General features: G+C 66.9%; 15 protein-coding genes and 1 pseudogene. 8 read left to right on the forward strand and 8 right to left on the reverse strand.

What is annotated here, in order from left to right:
* Positions 1-418: 418 nt before the first annotated feature.
* Positions 419-1246 carry a ferritin-like domain-containing protein gene (locus WS68_RS08215; protein ID WP_059570317.1) on the forward strand — a complete coding sequence of 276 codons (828 nt, stop codon included), beginning with the start codon at positions 419-421 and terminating at the stop codon, positions 1244-1246.
* A gap of 54 nt (positions 1247-1300) precedes the next feature.
* On the forward strand, positions 1301-1804 hold the full coding sequence (locus tag WS68_RS08220; RefSeq protein WP_059570318.1) for a hypothetical protein: 504 nt from the start codon (positions 1301-1303) through the stop codon (positions 1802-1804).
* 149 nt (positions 1805-1953) lie between these two features.
* On the opposite strand, the gene WS68_RS08225 is transcribed toward WS68_RS08220, so the two are convergent.
* The 3 genes from WS68_RS08225 to WS68_RS08235 all read right to left on the reverse strand — a co-directional run bounded on the left by WS68_RS08225 (position 1954) and on the right by WS68_RS08235 (position 5645).
* Complete coding sequence (locus WS68_RS08225; RefSeq protein WP_059570319.1) at positions 1954-3438, reverse strand: DEAD/DEAH box helicase; 1485 nt, start codon at positions 3436-3438, stop codon at positions 1954-1956.
* A 127-nt stretch (positions 3439-3565) separates the two neighbouring features.
* Entirely contained in the window at positions 3566-4864 is a 1299-nt protein-coding gene (locus tag WS68_RS08230) for a c-type cytochrome (protein WP_059519625.1), read from the reverse strand.
* 19 nt (positions 4865-4883) lie between these two features.
* The gene (locus tag WS68_RS08235; RefSeq protein WP_059570320.1) at positions 4884-5645 is read right to left on the reverse strand and encodes a c-type cytochrome; all 762 of its coding nucleotides are present in this window, start codon (positions 5643-5645) and stop codon (positions 4884-4886) included.
* Between the two features lie 409 nt (positions 5646-6054).
* On the opposite strand from WS68_RS08235, the gene WS68_RS08240 reads away from it, so the two are divergent.
* Positions 6055-6981 (forward strand): CopD family protein, encoded by a 927-nt coding sequence (locus tag WS68_RS08240; RefSeq protein ID WP_059570345.1) that lies wholly within the window; start codon positions 6055-6057, stop codon positions 6979-6981.
* A gap of 123 nt (positions 6982-7104) precedes the next feature.
* On the opposite strand, the gene dgoD is transcribed toward WS68_RS08240, so the two are convergent.
* A complete protein-coding gene (dgoD, locus tag WS68_RS08245) occupies positions 7105-8253 on the reverse strand; it encodes a galactonate dehydratase (protein WP_059570321.1) in 1149 nt (382 codons plus the stop codon).
* 349 nt (positions 8254-8602) lie between these two features.
* On the opposite strand from dgoD, the gene WS68_RS08250 reads away from it, so the two are divergent.
* On the forward strand, positions 8603-8950 hold the full coding sequence (locus tag WS68_RS08250; RefSeq protein ID WP_059570346.1) for a GFA family protein: 348 nt from the start codon (positions 8603-8605) through the stop codon (positions 8948-8950).
* A gap of 220 nt (positions 8951-9170) precedes the next feature.
* On the opposite strand, the gene WS68_RS08255 is transcribed toward WS68_RS08250, so the two are convergent.
* The 3 genes from WS68_RS08255 to WS68_RS08265 are packed head-to-tail and all read right to left on the reverse strand — an operon-like array spanning position 9171 to position 13403.
* Positions 9171-10682: an efflux transporter outer membrane subunit gene (locus tag WS68_RS08255; protein WP_059570322.1), complete on the reverse strand. Its 1512-nt coding sequence runs from the start codon at positions 10680-10682 to the stop codon at positions 9171-9173.
* A 14-nt stretch (positions 10683-10696) separates the two neighbouring features.
* Complete coding sequence (locus WS68_RS08260) at positions 10697-12283, reverse strand: DHA2 family efflux MFS transporter permease subunit (RefSeq protein WP_059570323.1); 1587 nt, start codon at positions 12281-12283, stop codon at positions 10697-10699.
* Entirely contained in the window at positions 12276-13403 is a 1128-nt protein-coding gene (locus tag WS68_RS08265) for an HlyD family secretion protein (protein WP_059570324.1), read from the reverse strand. The genes WS68_RS08260 and WS68_RS08265 overlap by 8 nt, the downstream gene beginning before the upstream one ends.
* 102 nt (positions 13404-13505) lie before the next feature.
* Here WS68_RS08265 and WS68_RS08270 point away from each other — a divergent pair, with 102 nt between their 5' ends.
* The 3 genes from WS68_RS08270 (at position 13506) to mnmH (ending at position 17659) form a co-directional block, all read left to right on the forward strand.
* Positions 13506-14282, forward strand: a complete 777-nt coding sequence (locus tag WS68_RS08270; RefSeq protein WP_059570325.1) for a CerR family C-terminal domain-containing protein — start codon at positions 13506-13508, stop codon at positions 14280-14282.
* Between the two features lie 433 nt (positions 14283-14715).
* Positions 14716-16425 carry a purple acid phosphatase family protein gene (locus WS68_RS08275; RefSeq protein WP_059570326.1) on the forward strand — a complete coding sequence of 570 codons (1710 nt, stop codon included), beginning with the start codon at positions 14716-14718 and terminating at the stop codon, positions 16423-16425.
* 154 nt (positions 16426-16579) lie between these two features.
* Positions 16580-17659: a tRNA 2-selenouridine(34) synthase MnmH gene (gene mnmH, locus WS68_RS08280; protein ID WP_082709888.1), complete on the forward strand. Its 1080-nt coding sequence runs from the start codon at positions 16580-16582 to the stop codon at positions 17657-17659.
* A 68-nt stretch (positions 17660-17727) separates the two neighbouring features.
* Here mnmH and WS68_RS08285 read toward each other — a convergent pair.
* Positions 17728-20787: pseudogene (locus WS68_RS08285) on the reverse strand (transglycosylase domain-containing protein); the annotation flags it as partial.
* 307 nt (positions 20788-21094) lie between these two features.
* Here WS68_RS08285 and WS68_RS08295 point away from each other — a divergent pair.
* Positions 21095-23479, forward strand: a complete 2385-nt coding sequence (locus WS68_RS08295) for a penicillin acylase family protein (protein ID WP_059570329.1) — start codon at positions 21095-21097, stop codon at positions 23477-23479.
* Positions 23480-23502: the final 23 nt, after the last annotated feature.

The following is a 23502-nucleotide window of genomic DNA, read 5'->3' on the forward strand; positions in this document are numbered from 1 at the left end:
CAACCGGTCAAGCAGGACGGCCCTGACGGAATAAGCCCGGCCGCGCCAAGCGCAATCCGCCCGTCCAGGCCGTTTTGCACGCCGCGCCGACGCATGCGGCGGCGTTGCCCGTGCGCTCATCCTCCCGTATCGCACCGGCCGGCATTCGCTGCCGGTACGGATTGCACACGAAACGAAATGGCCTGCGGATTTATCCCGTGCCTTTCGAATTCCTCACATCGGATAACGGATTCTAATATTGCGTGATAATCGAACCGACGCTGCCGGTCGCGGTCATTGCTTCAAGACACGATCGAAAAAATCCGGCTAAGATGGCCGGATATGCCGAACAACCGATTGCAACGCGCCGCCTCCGGCGGGAAGCCGCGCGCAGCGTGGCTTTCATGATGGACGCGGGCGGCGCTTGGGAGCGCGAAACATGTTGGCTGACACCACGCACGAGATGCCTTGGCGCATCGAAGACATCGACCTGACGCGTATCGACCGTCAACGCGCGGTAGCGAACGAGGATTTGTTGCTGTTGCTGTGCGCTGCTTCGTTCATCGAAAGCGGCTCCGATCTGTACACGAGCAATCTGAGCCAGTTCTTCGACGACGACCCCGAAGTGTCCGCATGGCTCAACCATGAATGGGAGTGCGAGGAGCTGCAGCACGGCCGCGCGCTGAAGGCTTATATCGCCTACGTGTGGCCGGAGTTCGATTGGGATCTGGCGTTTGCGAATTTCTTCGACGAATATTCGAAAACCTGCTCGCTCGAGGCGTTCGAGAAGACGCGTGCGCTCGAGATGGTCGCGCGCTGCGTCGTCGAGACGGGCACCGCGACGTTGTATCGCGCAATCAACGAATGCTCGGACGAGCCCGTGCTCAAGGAAATCACCGACAACATCCGCACCGACGAGGTGCGCCACTACAAGCACTTCTTCCGCTATTTCAAGAAGTACAACAAGATCGAGGGCAACGGCCGGCTCGCGGTGCTCGGCGCATTGGCGCGGCGTGTGCTGGAGATCCGCAATGAGGATTCGGAAATTGCGTTGCGGCATGTATTCGCGGTCCGCTACCCGGATCGCGTGAGCGATTCCGCTCATTGCCGCGCGCTCACGGCGCGCGTGAGCGCGCTGGTGCGGCGTAATCTATCCGCCGACATGTGCGTGAAGATGCTGCTCAAGCCGCTCGATTTGCCCGCGAAGATCCAGCCGAGCGTTCACTATCCGCTCGCGAAACTCACGCAGCACGTGTTCTTTCGTTGATTTGATCGCGCGAGCAGGATAGGCGCGCAGAGCCGTGTCGCAGGAAAAGCATCGATGACCGATCCGGATAGGCGCGCGTTCGAGCGCGCCGCTTATGACGCGTGGCCAGCCGCCGCGCTCGCGCTGCTCGATGGTGAAGCGCTGGCGGGCAAGGCGGGTTGGACGGCCGCGCTTGTGGTCGTCGATCGCGGCATCGAACCGCCGCAGCCGCGCACGACGTTGCTGAGCGCGGGCGAGCTTTACGCTCCCGACGCGCATACGCTGCGCTTTTCGTTATGGCCGGATTCGCGCACCGCGCGTGCGCTGATTGCATACCGCGCCGCGACGCTCACATTCGTCGCCGGCCGGGCGTTCCATCAAGCGCAATTGCGTATCGATTCGATCGACTCGACCGTCGATGGCCTCGCGCGCTTCGCCGCGACGCTCACGGGCGGCGAGGCGCAGCGCGTCGGCTATGCGCGCGTGGTCTCGGGCATCACGTTCGAACTCGCCGCCGACGCCCCCGATGTGCTGGCCCGCTGGGCGCGGCAAATCGAGCAATTGAAGCGCGGCGGTTGAGGCGCGGCGGGAAGCGCCCGGCAATGTGCGCGAACAAGCACTTGCCGAGCCGGCGCTGCCGCAATAGCGCGTTTTGCCGGTTTCGTGCGCCGCGCAGCGCTGTCGCGCGATTACGCGGCAGCTCGGCTGCGGCCGTTCGGCATGGCCGATCAGCGTGCGCGCTGGCTTCGGCGCGCAGGACGGTCGCGATTCGCGTGCGCGCTGTTGCCCCCGGCCGGCCGGCCATGACCGCCGCCGTTGCGCGCCGGCGGCTGAGATTTCGCTGCCTGGGGTTGCGCAGACTTCGGTTGCTTCGGTTGCTTCGGTTGCTTCGGTTGCTTCGGTTGCTTCGGTTGCTTCGGTTGCGCATTGCCGTTGCGCCGCGCGGTGCTAGAGGCAGCCGGCTTCGGCTCGCGCGCGGCGCGCGGCGCGCGATCGCCGCCGCCTGCCGCGCCTTCCCGGCTGCCGCCGCCTCGTTGCCCGCGCCGCTGAATCGGCTCCGGCTTTGCGTTCGGATCGGGTTCGAAGCCCGCAATCACCTGCTGCGGAATTTCACGCTTGATGAGCCGCTCGATGTCGCGCAGCAGTTGCTTCTCGTCGACGCACACAAGTGACACCGCCTCGCCGTTCGCGCCGGCGCGGCCGGTACGGCCGATCCGGTGCACGTAGTCCTCGGGCACGTTCGGCAGGTCGAAATTGACGACGTGGGGCAGTTGATCGATGTCGATCCCGCGCGCGGCGATGTCGGTCGCCACGAGCACCTGCAGCGTATTGCTTTTGAATTCGGCGAGCGCGCGCGTGCGCGCCGATTGGCTCTTGTTGCCGTGGATCGCCATCGCGCTGATGCCGTCCTTCGTCAATTGCTCGGCGAGCCGGTTCGCACCGTGCTTGGTGCGCGTGAACACGAGCACCTGGAACCAGTTGTGCTCGCGGATCAGATGCGTGAGGAGTTCGCGCTTGCGGTCGCGATCGACCGGATGGATCTTCTGCGCGACCGTCTCTGCGGTTGTATTGCGCCGCGCGACCTCGATCAGCGCGGGGGAATCGAGCAGGTTGTCCGCGAGCGACTTGATCTCGTCGGAAAACGTCGCCGAGAACAGCAAATTCTGGCGTTTTGCCGGCAGCTTCGCGAGTACGCGCTTGATATCGTGGATGAAACCCATGTCGAGCATCCGGTCGGCTTCGTCGAGTACGAGGATGTCGAGCTTGGACACGTCGATCGTTTTTTGCTGCATATGATCGAGCAGGCGCCCCGGCGTCGCGACGACGATGTCGACGCCGCGTTTGAGCGCATCGATTTGCGGATTGATGCTGACGCCGCCGAACATCACGGTCGAGCGCAGCCGCAGGTACTTGCTGTACGCGCGCACGCTTTCCTCGACTTGTGCGGCAAGCTCGCGCGTCGGCGTCAGGATCAGCGCGCGCACCGCGCGCTGCGCGCTGCGGTTATCGGTGTAGAACGCGTGCAGGCGCTGCAGGATCGGCAGCGTGAAGCCGGCGGTCTTGCCGGTGCCGGTCTGCGCGCCGGCGAGCAGGTCGCCGCCGCCGAGCACGGCGGGAATGGCTTGGGCTTGGATCGGTGTGGGCTGCGTATAGCCCAGTTCGTTGACAGCTCGCACGAGCGGTTCGACCAAGCCGAGAGAGGCGAAAGACATAAAGACTCTTGATTATTGGAGGGGCGGCGTCTTCGCACGGCCCGCGCGAAGAGGCGGACGTCGCCGAAAAAACAAAGGGCGCGGCCGCGGTTTCCCGCTGCCACGCCCCGTTTGCGTCAAGCTCCGCTTAATCCAGCGGCGCGGAACGCAGGTCGCTCACTTGTTGCGGCGAAACCGGCGAACCGTTGTTGCCCCAAGACATCCGGATATACGTGACGACAGCCGCGACTTCCTGGTTCGACAGCGATTGCGCGAACGGCGGCATGCCGTATGGACGGGGATTCTTGAACGTGCTCGGCGGATACCCGCCGTTGAGCACCATGCGGATCGGATTGACGGCCGATTCCATCATGATAGAACGATTCTGCGCGAGCGGCGGATACGCGGTCGGCTTGCCTTCGCCGTTCGCGCCATGGCAGGTCGCGCAGTTGTCCGCGTAGATCTTCTTGCCTTGCGCGAGCAACTCGTTGCCGAACTGCTTCGACGGCTCGTACTGCATGTTCTTCGGCGCCTCGGCCTTCTGCGGAATCGACTTCAGGTAAGTCGACATCGCGCGGGTGTCCTCGTCCGTCATGTACTGCAGGCTGTTGTGGACGACGTCCGCCATCGGGCCGAACACGGCGCCCTTGTTAGACACGCCTGCTTGCAGCAGATCGGACAATTCCTGAACGTGCCAGTCGCCGAGGCCGAGTTCCTTGTCGTTCGTCAGCGACGGCGCATACCAGTTCTGCAGCGGGATCAGGCCGCCCGCGAACGCTGACGACGAGACCGGGCCGCCCATCATGTTGATCGACGTGTGGCACATCGAGCAATGGCCAAGGCCCTCGACGAGATACGCGCCGCGGTTCCATTCGACCGATTTCGTCGGGTCCGGCTTGTACTCGCCTTCCTTGAAGAACAGTGTGCGCCAGCCGATCAGCAGGTTGCGGTTGTTGAACGGGAACTTCAGCTCGTGCGGACGGCTCGGCACCGCCACCGGCGCGACCGAGCGCAGATACGCGTAGATCGCGTCCGAATCGGCGCGCGTGACCTTCGTGTAGCTCGCGAACGGGAAGCCCGGATAGAGCAGGCTGCCGTCTTTCGAGCGGCCGGTGTGCATCGCGCGGTAGAAATCGTCCGACGTCCACTTGCCGATGCCGTTCTTGTCGTCCGGCGTGATGTTCGGCGTGTACATCGTGCCGAACGGCGTGGCCATCGGCAGGCCGCCTGCGAACGGCTTGCCGCCGCGCACGGTGTGGCACGCGATACAGTCGCCGACACGCGCGAGGTATTCGCCCTTTTTGATGAGCGCAGCCTGATCGGCAGGTGTGGCCGCGACGGCGGCGTTGCCGTGCAGCGTGTCGTTGCCCGGCCACAGGACCGGCACGAGGGCCGCTGCCGCGACGATCGCGACAGCCGAGAATGCAAACAGGGACTTGCGTTTCATTTAGTCTGTCTCCCTTGCCTTATTGCGGTTCGCTGCCGCAGGCGAGCGGAGTCTTCATCGAACGGGCCGGGGCGGGCACGGGGTTGGCGGGCGCCGGCTGCGCGGCGAGCCACGCGGTCACGGCGGTCACGTCCTCGTCGGACAGCTTGCTCGCGACCTCGTGCATGCAATCGGGCGCCTTCGCATGACGGGTGCCCGAGCGCCATGCGCCGATTTGCGCGCTCAGATAATCGCTGTGCAGGCCGACGAGACCCGGGATCGCGGGCTGCATGCCGGTCAGCGCGGTGCCGTGGCATGCGACGCACGCGGGCAGCTTCTTCGACGGATCGCCGCGCAGCGCGAGCTGCTTGCCGCGCTCGACGACGGCCGCGGGCACGGTGGGCTTTGCCGGCACCGGATACGGCGGGCGTTGCTCCGAGAAGTGCTGGGCGATCTCGCGCAGGTAGTCGTCGTTCAGATACGTGAGCAGGTAATTCATCGGCGGATACTTGCGGCGGCCGTCGCGGAAGTTCACGAGCTGGTTATACAAGTACTCGGCCGGCTTGCCCGCCAAACGCGGGAAGTAGTCGTTGTCGGTGCCCTGGCCCTGGGTGCCGTGGCAGGCCGTACAGCCGCGCACGCGCTCGGCCATCGTATCGGGCGCCTTCAACGGCGCCTTCGCGGCGGCTGGCTCGGTGGGCTTGGTTTGCGCGTGCGCGGTGCTCAGCAGGCCCGCTGCGCCCGTCAGCAAGACGGCGAACAGCGGACGGAAAAGGCGTCTAGAAGACACACGGGACTCCATTGTTATTCGTCGGGGACCTGACCGGGCTCCGATCGGCTCGGCAATGACGGCAAGATGCAAATGATGGCAGGCAGCCGGGCTGCTGCGACGCGGCATTCTATCATCGATGGGTAATGGCGGCTATTTGACGCACAGTCGATGAAGCAATCCCGTGGCCCGGTTGCGACAATTTGCCGCGCGAATGGCGGCCCGGACGGCCGCAAGCTGCGCAGCCGCGTGCAATGCCCGTACACTCGGGGGCGGCGCTCGGACAGCCGGTCCGAGCGTTGCAGGTTTTTCTTTGATGCGAGTCGATGAAGTCTTCTTTTTCTTGTTTTTCGGAATTTCCCGCGCAGATTCCTCATTTCCCTCATACTTCAGACATGCTGCCTGAGCAGGCGGCGTGCGCGAACGGCGCGGGCGGTGCGCGATGAAGCTCGATAGTCTCTGGTTGGGCCAGGCGGCGCTTGCCGCGCTCGGCGACGTTGCATTCGCGGTTGCCGTCGGGTCCGCGCTGATCGGTATATGGCTGGCTCAGGACGGCGCGACGAAGGTTACCGCGCCGTCGCATCCCGCGTGGCGGCGGGCGCTGCGTTCGCTGGCCGTCGCTGCCGTGGTGCTGGTGCTCGCCGATGCGGGCTGGCTCGTTTATCAGGCGGCGTCGATGAGCGGCACGGGCCTTGCCGGCGCGTTCGGCGCGATTCCGGCCGTGCTTGCGCAGACTCACGTCGGCTATGCGTGGAGCGTCGCGTGCGGTGGCGCGATGCTGTTCGCGGCCGTCGCGTTCGTGCGGCCGGGCGGCCCGCTCGCGGGAGCGCTGTACGGGCTCGCGGCGCTGATCGTCGCGGCCGGCAAGGCTTCGTTGGGACACGCGGCCGATTCCGGCGTGTTTTCGGCGGCGATCGGCGTGCAAATCGTGCATATTGCCGCGACGGCGGTCTGGGGTGGCCTCGTGATCGCGGGCGGCATGGCGGTGCTGCCTGCAATGCGCGCGTCGGTCGCGCGCGGCGCGCTGATCCGCGTTGCGCAGCGGCTGTCGAGCGCGTCGGCCGGGGCGTTCGCGTTCGTGCTCATCACCGGCTTGCTCAACGCGATGCGCGCGACGGATGGCATGTTCGCGTCGATCGACGCCAGCCCGTGGGGGCGCGTTTTGCTGCTGAAGCTCGCGCTCGTCGCGCTCGCCGCCGTACTCGCGGCGCTGAACCGCTTTTCGGCGCTACCGCGGCTGCGTCGCACCGCGTCGACCGAGGATGCCCATACGTTCAACAACGTGCTGCATCTCGAGGCGGTGACGATGATCGGCGTGTTTATCGCGGCGGCGGTGCTGTCGTCGACGGCGCCCATCACGGCAGGGTGACGGCGGTGCGGCGTCGTGCGGCGGCCGGTGAGGCGCCGCGCGGGCGTTCGGTCCGCACCGGACAAGCGATCCGGGCGCGGCGTCGCGGCGTGACTGACCCCGCCGCGAGGCCAGCCTTAGCGCTCACCACTCCGCGACGCTGCCGTCCGCATGTCGCCAGACCGGGTTGCGCCAGCGATGCCCGGTTTTCGCCATCTCGCGGACTTTTTCCTCATCGACATCGATGCCGAGCCCCGGGCCTTGTGGAATCGCGACGAAGCCATCCGCGTAGCGGAACACGTCCGGGTTGCGCAGATAGTCGAGCAGATCGCTGCCCTGGTTGTAGTGGATGCCCAGGCTCTGTTCCTGAATGAACGCGTTATAGCTGACCGCGTCGAGCTGCAGGCACGCGGCGAGCGCGATCGGCCCGAGCGGGCAGTGCAGCGCGAGCGCGACGTCGTAGCTTTCCGCGAGCGTCGCGATCTTCCGGCATTCGGTGATCCCGCCTGCGTGCGATGCGTCCGGCTGCACGATGTCGACATAGCCGCCTTCGAGGATGTGCTTGAAATCCCAGCGCGAGTAGAGCCGCTCGCCGAGCGCGATCGGCGTGCTGGTCTGGTTCGCGATGTCGCGCAGCGCTTGCGCGTTCTCTGACAGCACGGGCTCCTCGATGAACATCAGCTTGTATGGGTCCAATTCCTTCGCGAGCACCTTGGCCATCGGCTTGTGCACGCGGCCGTGAAAATCGACGCCGATGCCGACGTGCGGCCCCACCGCATCGCGTACCGCGGCGACGTTTTCGATCACGCGTTCGACCTTGTCGAACGAGTCGATGATCTGCAATTCCTCGGAGCCGTTCATTTTCACCGCTTGGAAGCCTCGCTCGACGACGGCGCGCGCGTTGTTCGCGACGTCGTTCGGGCGGTCGCCGCCGATCCACGAATAAACCTTGATGCGATCGCGCACGGGGCCGCCGAGCAGCGCATGGACGGGCGCGCCATGATGCTTGCCCTTGATGTCCCAAAGCGCCTGGTCGATGCCGGCGATCGCGCTCATCGTGATCGGGCCGCCGCGATAGAAGCCGGCGCGGTACATCACCTGCCAGTGATCTTCGATGCGCAGCGGGTCCTGGCCGATCAGATAGTCGGCCAGCTCGTGCACTGCCGCCTCGACGGTGTGCGCGCGGCCTTCGACGATCGGTTCGCCCCAGCCGGCGATGCCCGCGTCGGTTTCGATCTTCAGAAACAGCCAGCGCGGCGGGACGACGAAGGTTTCGAGGCGGATGATTTTCATCTGGGTGTCTCCTGATTCTGATGATTTCGCGCGCAACATCGTACATCCGCAGGCGGGATAAGCAGAATCGATCGCGCGGTTGTGCAAATAGTGGTCAGGATGCGGTCGGGCTCGAGAGGAGCGGCGGCGCGGTGTGCCGGTTCGGCGCGATTGGGGCTGAGTTCGGCCGATCGGGGTGCTGCCGCGATCGCAATTCGCGGTCTGGGCTTGCTGATCCGCCAACCCGCCGCTACGGCAGCGCCCCAATTGCGCGCCGCCAGCGGCTGAGCTACCGTGATCGCGCGCTCGGCAACCGGCCCCAGAGCCGGCTCGACGCCTATCCGATTCGGTCTTGGTCAAGGAGGCGGTCATGCTATACACCGGCAGTTGCCATTGCGGCAATGTGAAATTCGAGGTCGAAGGCGAAATCGGCGGAGCGCTCGCATGCAATTGCTCGCTCTGTTCGCGCAAGGGCGCGCTGATGTGGTTCGTGCCGCGTGACAGCTTGCGGCTTCTCATGCCGCAGGAGCGCCTGAGCACCTATACGTTCAATCGGCACGTGATCAAGCACCGCTTCTGTGCGGTGTGCGGCATTCATCCGTTTGGCGAAGGCGTCGATCCGAAGGGCAACCCGATGGCGGCGGTCAATCTGCGATGCGTCGAAGGTATCGATCTCGACGCGATTGCCGTCCAGCATTACGACGGCCGGTCGCAGTGACGCGGCGCGCGGCCGCCGGTTTTCCGGTGCGATTCGCCGGGCGGCTTGGCGCCCGGCCATGCATCGCTTCTTTTGTGGTGGAGCGCTGCGGTCAGCCGCCCGTGCGCGGAATTCGGCGCTCCGCGATGGGGCGGGCGCAGCGCGAGCGGACCTTGGCCTCGGCGGCATGCGCGCAACGCAGGCGTGCGCGCATGCCGAGGCCGCCATCGCCGTTAGGGTTTCAATTCGGGCTCACAACCGGATTCACCGCCGGACCCACAACCGGCTGCCAGCCAAGCCCGAGGCTTTTTTGCAGCGATACGTAGTCCTTCAGCAATTCCGCGTGGCCTGCGATCACGTTCTGCTGCGCGCTGAATTCCTCGCGCTGCGTGTCGAGCAGATCGATCAGCGTGGATACGCCCGCCGCATGGCGCTGACGCATCAGCGCCGCCGAGTGGCTCGCCGACGTTTCGACCTTGCGCAGCGTAACGACGTGCTCGCGTTGATGGCCGTAACGCGACAGCGCGGCATTCGCGTCCTGCAGCGCGGCAAGCACGGCCTTTTGATAACGTGCGTCGGCCTCGTCGCGCGACGCCTCGGCCGCGCGCACCGCGCCGCGGGTGCGGCCGAAGTCGAGCACGTTCCATTGCAGATACGGCACGCCCATCCAACTGAAGTTTTGCTGGCGCAACAGATGGCCGGGCGCGCTCGCGGAAAAGCCGAGATTGCCCATCAGCGTGAGCTTCGGAAAGTAGTCGGCGATGCGCTCGCCGATTTGCGCGTTGCTTGATGCAAGCCGGCGCTCGGCCGCGCGGATATCGGGGCGGCGCGCGAGCAGCGCGGCCGGCTCGCCAATCGGCATCGACGCCGGCAGATCCGGCAGCGGCGCGGGCTTGGACAGCGCGGCGTCGAGCGCGCCGGGCGCGCGGCCTGTCAGCACCGCGAGCCGGTCGAGCGATTCGCTTACCTGCGCGTCGAGCGGAATCAGCGTCGCGCGGGTGTTTTCCACTTGGGTCGTGAGCCGTTCGACGTCGGCGTCGGCGGCCACGCCGCGCGCGCGGCGCTGCAGCGTGAGATCGAGCATCTTTTGCTGGATGTCGGCCGTGCGTTGCGACAGCGCGAGGCGCTGCTGCTCGTCGCGCAGATCGATATACGCTTGCGCGACCTCGGCGGCAAGCGACACCTGCGTATCGGCGAGATCGGCCTCGACCGCGTCCGCCTGGGCCGACGCGGCCTCGATTGCCCGCCGCGTGCCGCCGAATAGATCGATTTCCCACGTCGCATCAAAGCCCGCCGTGTAGAGCTGCAGCGGGCCCGTGCCGGCCATGGCGGCCGGCATCGTTGCGTTTTGCGCCGCGCCCGCGGGCAGCTCGAGCACGCTTGCATCGGGGGCGCGCATGCGCGGTGCGGCAGCATCGGCTGACGCCTTGGGCAGCGCCGCGGCGCGCTGCTGGGTGAGCTGCGCGCGCGCCTCGCGCAGCCGCGCTTGCGCGGCGTGCAGATCCGGGTTGTGCGCGAGCGCCGCGTCGATCAGATCGTTCAGATACATATCGCCGAGTGCTAGCCACCATCGGCTCGGCGCGGGCGCGGCGCCTGCGACGCCCGCCGCTGGTGCGCGCACGAACGTCCGCGCGTGCTGCACGCCGTCGGGCGCGCTTGGCGCGCCGCGGTAATCGGGGCCGACCGTGCAGCCGGCAAGCGCGCATGCGGCAAGCGTGGCGTACCCGGCGCGGGAAAAGCGAAGAGCAATCATGGTGAATCGATTCGTCAGTGGCCTGCGGACGGCGCGTTCTGCTGCCTCGCGGGCGTCCTGAGCAGGAGCGCGAGCGGCACGCATGCGAGCAGCGCCAGCCCGAGCAGATAGAAGGTTTCCGAGTAGGTCATCACGACGGCCTGCTGCTGGATCTGCAGCGCGAGCTGGCCGAGCGCACGCATCTTCGCGTAGGCGAGATCGCCTGTTTGCGCGAACCAGCCGGCCGCGTTCGCGGCAAGCCGTTCCTGGCCGAGCGCCGAGTTCGCGCTTAGCGATTCGCGGATCCTCGCGGCGTGGAACGTCGTGCGCCGATCGATCACGGTGCCGATGATCGCGAGCCCGATCGAGCCGCCGAGATTGCGCGCCATGTTGTAGAGGCCCGCCGCGTCGCCCGAATCCTCGCGCGCGACGGCCGCCATCGACGCCTGGTTGAGCGGCATCATCGCGAGCATCTGCGCGACGCCGCGGATGAGCTGCGACCAGATGAAATCGTGGCCGACGCTTTGCGCGGTGAGGTCGATGTCGAGCATGCAGCTTGCGAAGAACAGCAGCAGCCCGCCGATCACGAGCACGCGGAAATCGACCTTGCCGAGCAGGCGTGGCAGGATCGGCATCACGAGGAACGCGGGCAGCCCCGACAGCAGCATGATCGCGCCGGATTGCTGCGCGTTGTAGCCGGCGACGATGCTCAGGAACTGCGGCAGCAGGTACGACACGCCGTAGAGCGCCGCGCCGACCGCGGACACGATGACGATCACGCTCGCGTAGCGTGGATTGCGCATCAGCGAGAGCCGCATGATCGGCCGCTTCGCGGTGAGCTGCGACAGCGCGATCAGCAGCATGCCGAACGCGGATACGCAACTGAGCGCGACGATCATCTGCGATTCGAACCAGCGCTCGCGCTGGCCTTCCTCGAGCACGACGGTCAGCGTGCTCAGGCCGATCGCGAGCCCGGCGATGCCGAGCCAGTCGGCGTTGACGAACGCGTGCCACTGCGGCCGATCCGATGGCAGCCCGACGAGCAGCAGCGTCATCAGCACGATGCAGACTGGCAGGTTCAGGAAGAAGCACCAGCTCCAACTCGCGTTTTCGGCTAGCCAGCCGCCGAGCACCGGCCCGAACAGCGGGCCGAGCAGCACGATGAGGCCGAACTGCGTCATGCCCACCGGCAATTGCGAGACCGGCAGCCGCGTGCGGATGATGGTTTGCGCGGTCGGGATCAGCGCGCCGCCCGTGAAGCCCTGGCCGATGCGCCCGGCGATCATCATCGCGAGCGAGCCCGACCAGCCGCACATCATCGAAAATGCGATGAAGAGCGCCGCGTTCGCGAGCAGGAAATTGCGCAGCCCGAACACGCGTGTCAGCCACGCGGCGAGCGGGATCATCACGATTTCCGACATCAGGTAACCAGTGGAGATCCACGTGCCCTCGGTGCCGGTCGCGCCGATCTCGCCCTGGATCTGCGGCAGCGCCGAGTTCGTGATCGAGATGTCGAGCGTTGCCATCAGCGCGCCGAGCGCGCCCGCGGCAACCGCGATCCAATCGGTCGCGCTCGCGCGCTCGGGGTGCGGCGGCGTGGCCGCGGCGTTCGCGTCAGCCATGACGTTTCGCCGCGTCGTCGCCCGGGTTCGAGCGCGTGTCGACGTCGACGGTGACCGACAGGCCCGGCACGAACACGTCGCGCGCGTCGCGATCGGTATCGACGCGGATGCGCACGGGCACGCGCTGGACGATCTTCGTGAAATTGCCGGTCGCGTTCTCGGGCGGCAGCAGCGCGAACTGGGAGCCGGTGCCGGGCGCGAAGCTGTCGACGACGCCGTGCAGCTTGTGCCCGGGCAGCGCATCGATGCTCAGCGTGACCGGCTGGCCCGCGCGCATCCGGCCGATTTGCGTTTCCTTGAAGTTCGCGACCAGGTAGGTGTCCTGCACCGGCACCACGGTAAGCAGGCGCGTGCCGGGCTGCACGTATTGGCCGACGCGCACCGTGCGGTCGCCGACGCGCCCCGCGAACGCGCTCTTGACGACCGTGTTGTCCAGATCGAGGCGCGCCTGCGCGGCGTTTGCCTCGGCGGCTTCCAACTGCGCGCGTGCCTGCGCGAGCTGCGCGCTCGTCGAGGCGATTTGCGAGCGCGCGGCCGCGAGCGCCGCGGTGTTCGCGGCGAGCGTCGCCTGCGCCTGGTCGCGCGTGCTCTTCAAATCGGCGAGACGCTCGGCGGTTTCGGCGCCCGTCGTTACGAGGGGCGCATAACGCGCGACTTCGTCGCTCGCGTGGCGCGCGCTGACTTGCGCGAGCCGCCGTTGCGCATCCGCCTGCGCGATGGTCGCCTGCTGCTGCCGGATCTCCGCTTCGGCGCGCGCGATATCGGCGCGGCGCGCGTCGACGGTCGCCAGCGCCTGGTCGAGCGACACCCGGTACTGGCGCACGTCGAGGCGCACGAGCGGGTCTCCCGCGTGCACGGGCTGGTTGTCGCGCACATAGACGTCGGTCACGTAGCCCGATACCTTGGGCGCGATCACGACGCTGTCCGCTTGCAGGTACGCGTCGTTGGTGCTTTCGATGAAGCGGCCGACGCTCCACCAGCGCGCGAGCCATATCGCGCCCGCGATCGCCGCGATGACGCCCAGCACGATCCCGATCGTGCGTTTTGGCGGCCGGCGCGCGGGGGCCGCCGCGTCTTCCTGGCGATTTCCTTTCGGCGGATTGCCTGCTGCTGTCGACATCTTGACTGTCCAATTCCGTTCAATTTATTCCAATCGGAATAATTATTCCGATTGGTAAAAATAAGTCAAGTAGAATGCGCAAAGACGATTCACGAGAAGGTTATGAAAGAGGCGAAGAAGCTTCGCCGTGCGTCGGCCGCCGGCTACGCGCGCGGAGAAGAGACGAAGCAGCGCATCATCGAGGCGGCCGTCGAGCTATTCGGCGAACACGGTTTCGCCGGCGCGTCCACGCGCGACATCGCGGCGCGCGCGGGCGTCAATGCGCCCGCGTTGCAGTATTACTTCGAGAACAAGGAAGGCGTGTACCGTGCGTGTATCGAGGCGATCGCCGAACAGGCGTGGAACGAGTTCGGGCCTGCCGTCGAGCACGCGCGCCGGGTGCTCGACGCGAACGCGCCGGTGCCCGAGCTGACCGAGGCATTCGTGCAGATCCTGGAGGTCGTCGCCGGGCGGATGTTCGAGAAGGCGAGCAAGCAGAACCAGCGGATGTTCTTTGCGCGCGAACAGGCCGGCTACGAGCCGGACAGCGCGACCGAGATCATCACGCGGCGCGTGCGCCGGCCGCTCAACGACGTGAGCGCGGCGCTCATCGCGCGCATCACGGGCAGCGCGCCGGACGATCCTGTCACGCTGATTCGGGTGTCGAGCCTGTTCGGCCAGTTCATGATCTTTCATACCGCGCGGCGTTCGATGCTCACGTTGCTTCAATGGAACGAGTTCGACGATGCGCGCGTGACGCTGCTGAAGGCGACGATCAGCGCTCAGACGCGCGCGCTGCTCGAGCAATGGAGCCGGGAACGCGAAGCGAGGCAGGCCAAGCGCAAGCCATCGCGCTTGGCGGCGGCCGCGACGGGCAGGGCGGGGCGCTCGACGCGCTGATTGCGGCGGGCGGGGCGAGGTGGCGGTGCTCGGACGTTATGGGATGCGCAGGGCGCGCGCAGCCGGCATCGTGGTGCACGGGCAGGCGCCGGGCGCCGGACGCTGGACGTTTAGCCGAATGCGGCTTGCATTGCGTGATACGCGTGCTTACCGTGCTGCTCGCAGTCGCAGTCGCAGTCGCAGTCGCAGTCGCAGTCGCAGTCGCAGTCGCAGTCGCAGTCGCAGTCGCCTCCCACGCCTTCCACGCCTCCCACGCCTCCCACGCCTCCCACGCCTCCCACGCCTCCCACGCCTCCCACGCCTCCCACGCCTAACGCGGTGACATCGCGTCGTCACACTTTCAGGTCTATCGTCGCGTCCTGTATCGCAACGATTTCTCCGTGCAGCGAAAGCTTCCTTTCGCCCCTCGACCGCCAAAAGCAGAACGATAGCCATGCCGAACCAAACCGCCAGCGAAGCGCGCGAAACATCCGAAACGCCCGGCGCGCTGCCCGCCGATCCGCACGCGTCCGTGTCGCGCCGCGGCTTTCTGAAATTCGCCGGCGCGTCCGGCCTCGCGAGCGCGGCAAGCGGCTTCGCGGCCGCGCGGGCGTCCGCCACCGCGCCGGACGGCACCCCCGAGCAGATCCATCTGACCTGGGGCAATGGCGACGCGTCGGAGGTGGTCGTGTCGTGGGCGACGCTTGCGGCCGCGGTGAATCCGCGCGTGCGCTTCATGGGCCCGGACAGCGCGTGGCACACGGCGCACGGCGTGCAGCGCACCTATACAGACGGCCTGAACGGCGAAGTGGTGTTCGCCTACCATGCGCGGCTGCACGGCTTGAAGCCCGGTGCCGTCTACCGTTACGAAGTCACGGCCGACAACGACGGCAACGCCGCGCAGCCGTTCGCCGCGTACTTCCGGACAGCGCCGCGCGGCCGCGCGCCGTTTCGCTGGACGAGCTACGGCGATCTCGCGACGCCGAACACCGGCTGGGTGCTATCGTCGCCGCAAAGCCGTTTCGCGGTGCAGGCAGTCGAGCGCTTCGAGCCGCTTTTCCATTTGCTGAACGGCGATCTCTGCTATGCGAACCTGAACCCGCAGCATCAGCCGGCCGTGTGGCGCGATTTCGGCAACAATAACCAGACATCGGCCGCGAATCGTCCGTGGATGCCGTGCCCCGGCAATCACGAAGTCGAGTTTCACAATGGCCCGCAAGGTTTCGATTCGTATCTCGCGCGCTATACGCTGCCAGAGAATGGCACGCGTTTTCCGGGGCGCTGGTACAGCTTTCGCGTCGGCGCGGTGTTGTTCGTGTCGCTCGATGCGGACGACGTCGTTTATCAGGACGCGGGCGCGTTCGTCGCGGGCCCGAATCCGCTCGTGCCCGCGGCGAGCACCGGCAATCCGGCGATCGAGCCCGGCACGTCGTTCTATTTGCGCGGCTACAGTCATGGTGAGCAAACGCGCTGGCTCGAACAGACGCTGCGCCGTGCATCGTGCGATCGCGACATCGACTGGATCGTCGTGCAGATGCATCAGGACGCATTGAGTTCGTCCAAGAGCGGCAACGGCTCCGACAAGGGCATCCGCGAGGCGTGGCTGCCGCTGTTCGATCGCTATGGCGTCGATCTCGTGCTGTGCGGCCATGACCACGACTACGAGCGCAGCTTTCCAGTGCGCGGCTGCCGGCATCGCACGGGCGTCGATGCCGTGACGGGCGAGGTGGTCGATACATTGCAGCCGCGGCCCGTGATCACGTCGGAGCCGGTGGACGGCAAGTACGACACGACGCACGGCACGATTCATTTGATTCTCGGCGGCGGCGGCACGAGCGCGCCGGCCGATACTTACGGCGAGAACCCGGCAACCGGGCTGCCGCAGGCGCGCGTGTTCACGAAGCCGAACCGCCCGGTGCCGGGCGCAGCGCCGAATACGTTCGTGCGGCATGGCGCGGATGCGCTCGAGGACGCGATCTGGTCCGCGCGGCACGATACCGGCACGGGCTACGGGATCGCGGTGTTCGACTACGATCCGGGCGAGCGCGGCGGTGATACGTCGATCACGGTGAAGTACTACCATGCGCCGGGCGCTGACCAGAAGCCTACGGCTGAATACGAGCTGTTCGAGACGATCGTGCTCAGCAAGGCGCGCCGCAAGTAAAGGGGCGCGCAGCGTGCGGCGGCGCGCGCCGTTGCGCGTCGCACGGCTTGCGCTGGCCGGTGCATGCGGCAGCCACTCTGACCGGCGCGGCGCGCGCGCGTGCGATAATGGCGGCCCCTTGCGCCTGCGATGCGGCCCAGCCGTACCCGATACGTTGAACCCCCAACCCGTTTCCCTCGACCGGATCGATGAATTCGACGAAATCATCGATGTCCGCACGCCGCTCGAATATGCGGAAGATCATATTCCCGGCGCGCTGAACGCGCCCGTCCTCAGCAACGAGGAGCGGGTGATCGTCGGTACGATGTACAAGCAGGTGTCGCCGTTCGAGGCGACGCGCGTGGGCGCGGCGATGGTCGGGCGCAATATCGCCGCGCATCTCGATACGATGTTCGCCGATCGTCCGCGCAACTGGCGCCCGCTCGTTTACTGCTGGCGCGGCGGCAAGCGTTCCGGCGCGATGACCGTCTGGCTCAACATGATCGGCTGGCGTGCGCGCCAGCTCGACGGCGGCTACAAAACGTACCGCCGCTCGGTCATCGACGCGCTTGGCACGCTGCCCGACGGATTTCGCTACGTAGTGCTGACAGGACATACCGGCAGCGGCAAGACGCGCTTGCTGCACGCGCTCGAGGCGGCCGGCGCGCAGACGCTCGATCTCGAGGCGCTCGCCGCACACCGCGGCTCGCTGCTCGGCGCGCTGCCCAGTGGCGAGCAGCCGTCGCAGAAAGCGTTCGACACGGCGCTGGTGCGCGCGCTGCGCGGTTTCGATCGCGAGCGGCCGGTCTTCGTCGAGGCGGAAAGCCGGCGCATCGGTGCGATCACGCTGCCGCTTTCGCTGCTCAACGGTATGCATCGCGCGGATTGCGTCAACGTCGAAACCGATCGGGACGAGCGCGTCGAGCTGCTGTTGCAGGACTATGGGCATCTGTTCGATCTCGCCACGTTTTTCAAGATCCAGCTCGAAAAACTCGTGCCGCTGCATGGTCACGCGCGGATCGGCAAATGGCATGCGCTGCTCGACGAGGGCCGGCGCAGCGAGCTGCTCGAGGAACTCGTCGACGTTCATTACGATCCCGCCTATACGCGCAGCAGCCGTGCGCATTTCGTCCGTTTGCCGCAGGCCGAGCGCTTTACGTTCCGGCCGCTGGCGCGTGATGTTGTCGAGCAGGCGCGCGCACTGCTCGCCCGTCTGGACTCGGCGGATTCGCATGCGTGCGGCAAGCGTGCGTGATCAGTGAATGACGTATGGAGCAGGCGCCGTGGCGCCGGATGCTCCGCAGGCAGCGCGGCGGGCAGCAGCGCATTCGTTTGCCGCGCGGGCGGCTGCGCGGGTTGTGCGACGAGCGGCTGCAGCGCCGGCGCGAGCGACTTCAGCAACTGCACCGCCATTGCACTCGTGAAATCGTAGCGGGCGGCATAGGGCTCGTGCGCATAGGCGGTCAGCACACCGAAGAAGCGCTCGCCGAGCGCGAACGCGAACGTCGCGCTGCGGTTGACCTTGCGCGATTCGATCAAACGCGCGCCGCGCGCATACACGTTGTAGCGCTGATCGCCCGTGCCGGTCTTGCCGTATACGGCGAGCGTCTTGCCGCCGGGGAACGTCAGCCCCTGCGCGAGACGCCGGCCGGTGCCCTGCTGAACGACCTCGCGCAGCAGCGCGCGCGCTTCGTTCGAGATTTCCGGTGACAGCAGCGGCTGCGGCGTGCCGGCCGTATGCACGAAGCGGGTTTCGTAAGGCGTGCCGCGCGCGAAGTCGAGCGATGCGATCCGTTCGTCCGGCACTTTCATTCCGCCGTTCGCGATGATGCCGACCAGCTTCGCGAGTGCGGCCGGCTGGTCGCCCGACGCGCCGATCGCTGCCGCATACGAAGGCGTCAGACGCTCGAACGGATAACCGAGCGCGCGCCACGACGCGCCGATCGCATCATATGCGCGCATCTCGACGATGCGGCGAATCCGGCGGTTCTGCGTCGCGTGATAGCGCGTTTTGAAGAGCCACGTGTATGCGTTCAGCCGTGCGTCGCGGCTCGCGCTCTGCACGTCGTCGAGCGCGGCGTCCGGATGCGCGCGCAGATACGCGAGCGTCCACAGCGCGAGCGGATGAACGCCGCAAATGTAGCCGCGGTCGTTGAGGTTGAAGCGATCGGCCGCGTACTTCGCATAGAGCTTCGCGAGCCCGTCGTCCGACAGCGTTTGGGCGGCGGGTGTGTGCCGCAGCGCCGCGCGCATCTGTGCATTGAACCATTCGCGCGGCGCGTCGGGCGCGACGCTGCGCAGCACCGTCGCGACGCGCGGCGGCGATTTGCGCACGTTGTCGAGCATCGCAGCGAGCGCGTCGTCGCCGGATTTGCCCGCGTACTTCGTATAAAAGCGCTTCACGTACACACGGCTTTCGCCGTCGACGAAGCGCAGCAGATAGCGGCGGCGCTCCGCCGGATCGTCGAGCCATTGCGACGGCGGGCCGCTCGTGCGGATCGTTTCGTAACGGACGATGTCGCGCATCAGCCGCACGAACACGAGATTGACCGAATTCCGGAATGCGGCGCGCACGCTCAGGACGCTGTGGTTTTCCCATTTCGCGAAATTCGTGAAGCTCTGCGCGCCGCCGCCGGTATAGAAGGTTTCGCCGGGGTTGGCCGAATATTTGCGTTCGACTGCGGTATCGAGCATCGGCTGCAACGAGTGGTCCGGTGCGTGTGCGAGATAGTCGAGCGCCCAGCGCGTGAGCGCGTCGGACGGATCGGGCTTGATCTGCGAGAGTTCCGCGTTACTCATCGCCGCATAGCGCGTATGCAGCTCGGCGACGATCTGCAAATACGTGACGAGTGTACGCAGTTTCGCGGTCGAGCCAAGGTTCAGCCGCGCGCCTTGGTTGATGTCGAACGGCTGGTCGACGCTGTCTGTCTGCACGCGCAGCAGGTTCGCGCCGCCGTGGCGTTCGTACAGCGTGAAGCTATACAAAATCTTCGACGGATCGTCGCCTGGGCGCAGCATCTCGAAGCCATACAGCCCCGCGGCCCGCGCACCGTCGCGCGTCGACGCGCGCGCCAGCGCCGACGCGACCGCTTGCTGCGCGGCGTTGTCGAGCGTGTCGGTCGCGCGCAGATCGAGGCGGTCGAGCTGGTAGACGTTGTCGATGCCAAGCGCGCCGAGCAGATACGCGCGCGCCGACGTCACTGCCTTGCGCGTGACGAACGATGGCGCGGGGAGCTGCGCAGGCGCGGCGCTTCGTTCGATGCGCGCGGCCAGCGCGGCGTCGCGCAGCGGCGGTGCGATCACGCCATTGTTCGCGAGTAAGCGCAGATAGCTGTCGGTGAGCCGCTGCAGCGCCGGATAGCCGCGATTCAGGAAGTATGACGGCGCCCGCTGCGCGATCATCAGCGACAGCGTCTGTCTGAACGCGACACCTTGCGCGCCAACGTTGTCGGGCGTGAATGGCGCGGCGAGCAGGCGGTTGATTTCGTCGAAGTCGCGGCCGTACCACGCGGCAAGACCGTCGCCCAAGCCCGTCACTTCGCCGATATGGGGCCGTGCGGCGAGCGGCACGGCGTTCAGGTAATGAACCACGATCGCCCGGCGCGCGGGCATCGTCTGCGCGCCGTTCAGATATGCGCGCACCGACGCCGACGCGATCTGCCGAAGTTTCTCCGGCGGAGTCGGCGTGCGCCCGTCGGGCGAGTGCCGGAATTTCTCGATCTGCGTCGCAAGCGTGCTGCCGCCTGCGGCCGCATGATGGTGATTCACGACGCGCGCGGCCTGGCCCGCGAGCGCGCGGCCGAAGCGGCCCCAGTCGATTGCGGGATTGCGGCTGGGCTGCTCGGGATCGAGCAGGTAGCGGTCCTCGATGAAAAGCAGCGACTGAACGATGATAGGCGGGACCGCGGCGAAGTCGCGATAGACGTGATGCGGATAGATGGCGTCGAAGAGCTGTGTGTTCGCGGCGTCGACGATCGACAGGCCGGCCTGATCTTTTTCGCCGTAAGGCAGAAACAGGCCGTCGTCGGCGAGCGCCAGCATGTGCTCCGACGCACGCGCTTGCGACGCGATGGCAAAGCCTCGCGACGACAGGCGTTGCTCGAACGACGGCAGCAGCGCGTAGCCGAGGCGAAGATCATACGGCCCGCGCTCGGGAAAGCGGATCCGGTGGCTGACCCCGTCGCCGAGTTCGTAGCCGATGCCGTGCGCGAGCGCCGACAGAAACCGCGCCTGCAGCCACGATGTCTCGATTTCGATCTGGGCGAGCCGCGCTGCGGCGGCGAGCGCGATCAGCACGATCGCCACCAGCGACCATTTGACACTCTTCCAGGACGGCAGCGTCCCGGACGGGCGCGGCGCGATCCGAATCAGCGGCCGATTCATGGCGGCATCTCCCCGGCGGCGCCGGCGCAGGCGACACCCGTTCCGAGTAGTTTAGTACCGATTCGTGCAGTATTCCTTACGGATTGGCTCGGAAAGCAACGCGTTTTGGAAACGATTTCGCTTTCGCGAGGCTTGCGCCGCTGTGGGCGCCGGCGGCGCCGGTTGCGCGCGAAAGATGAACGCTGGCGCGTAAATTTGATTGCGCCGATCTTGACGCAACGCGCGCCGCCAATGAATATGCGCAGCGCGGTCGCGCTGCCTGACGCGCGACGCGACCACTCCAAACCGATGGACTCGCGCATTCACGATACCGAACAAAAACCGTACGCTGCGCTGGCTCAAGATCCTGTCGGGCCTGATATTGGTGATTCTGCTGGCCGTGGTCGCGGGCGTTGCCGCGTGGCTGCGCGCGAGCCTGGCGCAGCTCGACGGCGACGTGCGCGTGCCGATGCTTGGCGCGCCGGTGACGGCTGGGCGCGATGCGTTCGGCGTGCCGACGATCACCGCGCGCGACCGCTTCGATGCTGCCTACGCGATCGGCTATCTGCATGCGCAGGACCGGTTCTTCCAGATGGATTTGTTGCGCCGGATCGGCGCGGGCGAACTGTCGGAGTTGTTTGGGCCGCAGGCGCTCGGCGTCGATCGCGAGCATCGGTCGTTCCGGCTGCGCGAGCTTGCCGCTGACGCATTGTCGCAACTGCCGGCCGACGATGCGCAGTTGTTGCAGCGCTACACGCAAGGCGTCAACGACGGCTTGTCCGCGCTGCATGTTCGTCCGTTCGAATACGGGCTGTTGCGGATGCCGCCGAGATTGTGGCGGCCGGAGGACTCGCTGCTCGCGATCTGGGCGATGTATTTCGATCTGCAAGGCAGGCTCGCGTCGCGCGCGGTGGCGCGGCGCTGGTTGCAGGATCATGCCGAGCCGCGTCAGCTGGCGTTTTTGCTGCCTGAATCGAGCCGTTTTGATGCGCCGCTCGATGCACCTGCGATCACCGGGCCGACTGTGCCGGTGCCCGATGCCGCGCCCGCATGGTTGCGTGCCGCGCCGCCGCAATCCGCCGGCAGCGCTGGCGCGCCGCTCGTCTCGATCGACGACCAATCGTCGATCGGCAGCAACGACTGGGTGCTGGCCGGCCATCGCAGTGCGACTGGCGCGGCGATCGTCGGCGACGACATGCATCTGGGGCTGCGGCTGCCGAACATCTGGTATCGCGCCGCGTTTGCGTATCGGAGCGACGCAGGGGTGGTGCGGCGCATTGCCGGCGTCACGCTGCCCGGCGTGCCGGCTGTCGTCGTCGGCAGTAACGGCCAGGTTGCCTGGGGGTTCACCAACGGCTACGTGAATGGTCTCGAACTGGTGCCACTCGAGCCGCATGAGAGCGATGCGCACACCTTCCGGCTTGGCGGCACGTGGGAAGCCGCGCACGCCTATACCGAAACGATCCGGGTGCGCGACGCCGCGCCGGTCGAGATGACCGTGCTGCAAACGTCCGCCGGGCCGGTACGCGAGATCGGTGGCAAATACTACGCAGTCCATTGGATTTCGCAGACGCCCGGCGCGGTGAATCTGGCGCTGGCGCGTATGTCCGACGCGCACGATGTCGACGAGGCGATCCGCATCGCCCATACGGCCGGCATTCCCGCGCAGAACATCGTGATTGGCGACAGCGCGGGCCACATCGGCTGGACGATCGCGGGCGCGTTGCCCGATCGCCGTGCAAGCGCGGACGACGGCGGGCCGTCGTGGCGCGCGCCACTGCCGTCCGATGCGTATCCGCGCATCGTCGACCCGGCGGCCGGCCAGCTGTGGACGGCGAACAGCCGGCAATTGGCGGGCGACGCGTACCGGCTGATCGGCGACGGCGGCGCGGATCTCGGCGCGCGCGCCAGCCAATTGCGCGATGCGCTGACGGCTCTTGGCCGTACCGACGAGCGCGCCGCCTATCAGGTCGACCTCGACGATCGCGCGCGCTTCATGTCGCCATGGCGCGAGCGCGCGCTGCGCGTGCTCGACGACGCGGCACTCGCTGGCCATCCGGCGCGCGCCGAATTCAAGCGGCTGCTCGAACATGGTTGGACGGGCCGGGCGAGTGTCGACTCGGTCGGCTACACGCTCGCGCGCGGCTTCCTGTTCCGCTTGTACGACGTGCTGTTCGGCGGCCTCGACGCGCGCCTGAAGCAGTTGGACGCCGGCGCGGATTACGCGCTGGCGAATCCGCGCTGGCCGGTGCTCCTCGCGCGGCTGCTCGACGAGCAGCCGGCCGCGTGGTTGCCGGGCGGCGCATCGAACTGGCGCGACGTGCAGTTGAGTGCGATCGACAAAACGATCGCGGCCCTGACCGTGGACGGCGCGCCGCTCGCCAGCGCGACCTGGGGCGCGCGCAATACGCTGCGCATCGCCCATCCGTTCGCGCGCAGCGTGCCGTTTTTCGGGCGCTGGCTGTCCGCACCGGCTGATCAGATGCCGGGCGATATCCATATGCCGCGCGTGGCCGGACCGGATTTTGGACAGTCGGAGCGCATGGTCGTGTCGCCCGGGCACGAGGAGGCCGGTATTTTCAACATGCCGGGCGGGCAGAGCGGCCATCCGCTCAGCCCATTCTTTCTGGCGGGCCACGATGCTTGGGTGAAGGGCGCCCCCCAGCCTTTTCTGCCAGGAGCAGCCGAGCATACGCTACGGTTCGTGCGTTGACGCGGCGGCGGCCGCAAGCGCGC

Origin of the sequence: Burkholderia sp. TSV86 (assembly GCF_001522865.1) — a bacterium.
In the GTDB taxonomy this organism is placed as follows: Bacteria; Pseudomonadota; Gammaproteobacteria; order Burkholderiales; family Burkholderiaceae; genus Burkholderia.

What these genes read in the sequence shown, in the direction of transcription:
- WS68_RS08215 (WP_059570317.1), top strand. Translation starts at nt 419, where the DNA reads ATGTTGGCTGACACCACGCACGAGATGCCTTGGCGCATCGAAGACATC.
- WS68_RS08220 (WP_059570318.1), top strand. Translation starts at nt 1,301, where the DNA reads ATGACCGATCCGGATAGGCGCGCGTTCGAGCGCGCCGCTTATGACGCG.
- WS68_RS08225 (WP_059570319.1), bottom strand. Translation starts at nt 3,438, where the DNA reads ATGTCTTTCGCCTCTCTCGGCTTGGTCGAACCGCTCGTGCGAGCTGTC.
- WS68_RS08230 (WP_059519625.1), bottom strand. Translation starts at nt 4,864, where the DNA reads ATGAAACGCAAGTCCCTGTTTGCATTCTCGGCTGTCGCGATCGTCGCG.
- WS68_RS08235 (WP_059570320.1), bottom strand. Translation starts at nt 5,645, where the DNA reads ATGGAGTCCCGTGTGTCTTCTAGACGCCTTTTCCGTCCGCTGTTCGCC.
- WS68_RS08240 (WP_059570345.1), top strand. Translation starts at nt 6,055, where the DNA reads ATGAAGCTCGATAGTCTCTGGTTGGGCCAGGCGGCGCTTGCCGCGCTC.
- dgoD (WP_059570321.1), bottom strand. Translation starts at nt 8,253, where the DNA reads ATGAAAATCATCCGCCTCGAAACCTTCGTCGTCCCGCCGCGCTGGCTG.
- WS68_RS08250 (WP_059570346.1), top strand. Translation starts at nt 8,603, where the DNA reads ATGCTATACACCGGCAGTTGCCATTGCGGCAATGTGAAATTCGAGGTC.
- WS68_RS08255 (WP_059570322.1), bottom strand. Translation starts at nt 10,682, where the DNA reads ATGATTGCTCTTCGCTTTTCCCGCGCCGGGTACGCCACGCTTGCCGCA.
- WS68_RS08260 (WP_059570323.1), bottom strand. Translation starts at nt 12,283, where the DNA reads ATGGCTGACGCGAACGCCGCGGCCACGCCGCCGCACCCCGAGCGCGCG.
- WS68_RS08265 (WP_059570324.1), bottom strand. Translation starts at nt 13,403, where the DNA reads ATGTCGACAGCAGCAGGCAATCCGCCGAAAGGAAATCGCCAGGAAGAC.
- WS68_RS08270 (WP_059570325.1), top strand. Translation starts at nt 13,506, where the DNA reads ATGAAAGAGGCGAAGAAGCTTCGCCGTGCGTCGGCCGCCGGCTACGCG.
- WS68_RS08275 (WP_059570326.1), top strand. Translation starts at nt 14,716, where the DNA reads ATGCCGAACCAAACCGCCAGCGAAGCGCGCGAAACATCCGAAACGCCC.